Origin of the sequence: Mesorhizobium sp. M7A.F.Ca.CA.003.01.2.1 (assembly GCF_003998945.1) — a bacterium.
Taxonomy (GTDB): Bacteria; Pseudomonadota; Alphaproteobacteria; order Rhizobiales; family Rhizobiaceae; genus Mesorhizobium; species Mesorhizobium ciceri.
Genome location: NZ_RZRA01000775.1, coordinates 1 through 2,794 on the forward strand (window position 1 = coordinate 1; position 2,794 = coordinate 2,794).

Consider the following 2,794-nt stretch of genomic DNA (forward strand, 5'->3'; position numbering starts at 1 on the left):
GAACGGACATGCATCCCTACTCCGATACTGGGTCAGCACGCACCGTAAACAACTATGGTAACTCAGCCGTTAAGATCGCGGTAAGTTTCCGTTAGGGTTTACTGGCGGGCGACAAACAAAACCGCCAGAAATCGCAAAAACTCTTGCCGATGCGCCACGTGTCGGCCGCTCCCTTTACCGGCCATTAACCCTAACAGGATGATAACGGGCCTCGATCCCTGATGTTTGCTGCGACGCCGCAGCGGCCCAGTCGAAGGTACTTGTCCGGTCATGAAAAGCACTGCTTCCCTGTTTCGCGCGCTGCTTGCCGTATCGATGCTGGCTGGCTGTTCCAGCTACCGGCCGACGCCGGCCGCCTTCCATGAGGTGCTCGATCAGCCCTATCGTCTTGGCGCCGGCGATCGCGTCCGCGTCACCGTGTTCGAGCAGGACGGGCTGACCAACACCTACAGCGTCGATCAATCCGGCTATCTCTCCTTCCCGCTTGTCGGCGCCATACCGGCGCGCGGCCACACCGCGCAGCAGATGGAAAAGGAGATCGCCGACAAATTGCGGCAAGGCTATCTGCGCGATCCCGACGTTTCGGTCGAGATCGACCGCTACCGGCCGATCTTCGTCATGGGCGAAGTGGGTGCCGCCGGCCAATACTCTTACGTCCCCGGCCTGACGGTGCAGAAGGCAATCGCCATTGCCGGCGGCTTCACGCCGCGCGCCAACCAGGAAAGCGTCGACATCACCCGCGACATCAACGGCAAGGTGATGACCGGCCGCGTGGTCACCTCCGACCCGCTGCTGCCGGGCGATACGGTCTACGTCCGCGAACGCCTGTTCTGACAGATACCAAGTGGCGGACAGGCTCAGGATCGTCCATTGCTTTCGCTCACCCGTCGGAGGAATTTTCCGGCATGTGCGCGACCTGACCGAGGCGCAGGTCGCCGCCGGGCATTCCGTCGGCATCGTCTGCGATTCGACGACGGGCGGCGCGTTCGAGGAACATCTGTTCGAGCAGATGAAGAACATGCTGGCGCTCGGCATTCATCGCACGCCGATGCAGCGCCACGTCGGTCCCGGCGACCTTGCCTCGGCTTGGCGCACGTACAGGATCATCAAGGAATTGCGGCCGGACGTACTGCACGGGCACGGCGCCAAGGGTGGCGCCTATGCCCGTCTGTTCGGCTCGTTGTTGCGGGTATCAAGGTCTCGCGTAGCCCGCCTTTATTCGCCGCATGGCGGCTCCCTCCACTATGACGAGAACACGACCACCGGAAAGCTGTTCTTCGCGCTCGAGCGCTTCATGGCTCGCTTCACCGACTATCTGCTGTTTGTCTCGGACTATGAGCGGCGGACCTATCGCCACAAGGTCGGCGAGCCGCCCATTCCCAACACCCTCGTCTATAACGGCCTGCGCGCCACTGAATTCGAGCCGGTGATCACCGCGCCGGACGCAGCCGACCTGCTTTATATCGGCATGATGCGCGACCTGAAGGGGCCGGACATCTTCATCGACGCATTGGCGCTCGCCGGCCCACGGTTCGGCCGCGCGCTGACCGCGGTGATGGTCGGCGACGGCGACGACCTACCGCGTTACCACGGGCAAGTGAAACGCCTCGGGCTCGAGCGCCATGTCCGCTTCCTACCGCCGATGCCGGCCAGGGAGGCCTTTGCCCTTGCCGCGCTTATCATCGTTCCTTCGCGCGCCGAAGCCATGCCCTATATCGTCCTGGAAACGCTTGCCGCGGGAAAGCCGATGATCGCAACAGCGGTCGGCGGCATTCCGGAGATATTCGACACCGGTTCCCCTGCCCTGATCCGACCTGACCCGATCGAGCTCGCCGAAAGGATGAGCCAAGCGCTGGCCGACCCGGCCGCCTATCGCGACCTGATGCCGGATGGGGCCGACCTCAAGGCACGCTTCGGCGCCGATGTGATGGCCGCCGACATCGAGAACGCCTATTTCGCCGCGCTCGACAAGTAGGCGCAGGACCAAGCCGTTCCAAAGCCGTATGTTGTTTCAAGGGTTTCTTAGCTCTCTTTTGCTATGACCGAGGGGAAGCTTGCGGAAAGCCCTCATGAACGAGATCGACCCCGCGCGCCGCTTTTCAGCAGAGGCGGTGCGTAAATTCGACGGCCCGGCCGATGGCGACACGCCAAGCGGCATGAACGATGTCGCGCGCCAGGTCGCCTCGCAGTACCGGCGCGATACGATGTCGCCGATCATGGTCAGCGGCGTCCTGCGCATGGTCGAATTCGGCTTGCTGTTCCTGTCCGGGCTCGCCGTCTATTTCCATTATGTCGGGTTCTTCAATTATCTCGCCTGGCAGTATCCGGTAACGATCGCCGCCGCGTCGTTCCTTGCCGTGGTGCTGCTCGACGTCACCGACTGCTACCAGATCGTCGCCCTGATGCGGCCGATCGCCAATTTCGGCCGTGTGCTGCTGGTCTGGGCCGGCACTTTCGCCCTGATGGCGCTGACGGCGTTCGTCATGAAGATGTCGGAAAACTATTCGCGCCTTTTGTTGGGCAGCTGGTTCGTCATCGGCTTCGTTCTCATCTTCGGCCTCAGGCTGGTAATGTCGAAGCTGATCCGGGCCTGGGCGCGCGATGGCCGCATGGAGCGGCGCGCCGTCATCGTCGGCGGCGGCAAGGCGGCGGAAATCCTGATCCGCTCGGTCGAAAAGCAGCCCTACAACGATATCCGCATCTGCGGCATCTTCGACGATCGCAGCGACAAGCGCTCGCCGCCCATCGTCGCCGGCTACCCCAAGCTCGGCACCATTTCGGAACTGATTGAATT

The 2,794-nt window shown here is 62.5% G+C and carries 2 protein-coding genes and 1 pseudogene; all 3 read left to right on the forward strand.

The features are described 5' to 3' along the window. The first annotated feature begins 270 nt into the window (after nucleotides 1-270). Nucleotides 271-834: a polysaccharide biosynthesis/export family protein gene (locus EN969_RS25325; protein ID WP_013532220.1), complete on the forward strand. Its 564-nt coding sequence runs from the start codon at nucleotides 271-273 to the stop codon at nucleotides 832-834. A 10-nt stretch (nucleotides 835-844) separates the two neighbouring features. Then, complete coding sequence (locus EN969_RS25330; RefSeq protein ID WP_063167774.1) at nucleotides 845-1,975, forward strand: glycosyltransferase family 4 protein; 1,131 nt, start codon at nucleotides 845-847, stop codon at nucleotides 1,973-1,975. Nucleotides 1,976-2,069: 94 nt separating this feature from the next. Next, nucleotides 2,070-2,794, forward strand: a pseudogene (locus EN969_RS25335) (undecaprenyl-phosphate glucose phosphotransferase); the annotation flags it as partial.

Excerpts from the sequence above, each read along its gene's own strand:
- EN969_RS25325 (WP_013532220.1), top strand. The coding sequence starts at position 271 with ATGAAAAGCACTGCTTCCCTGTTTCGCGCGCTGCTTGCCGTATCGATG.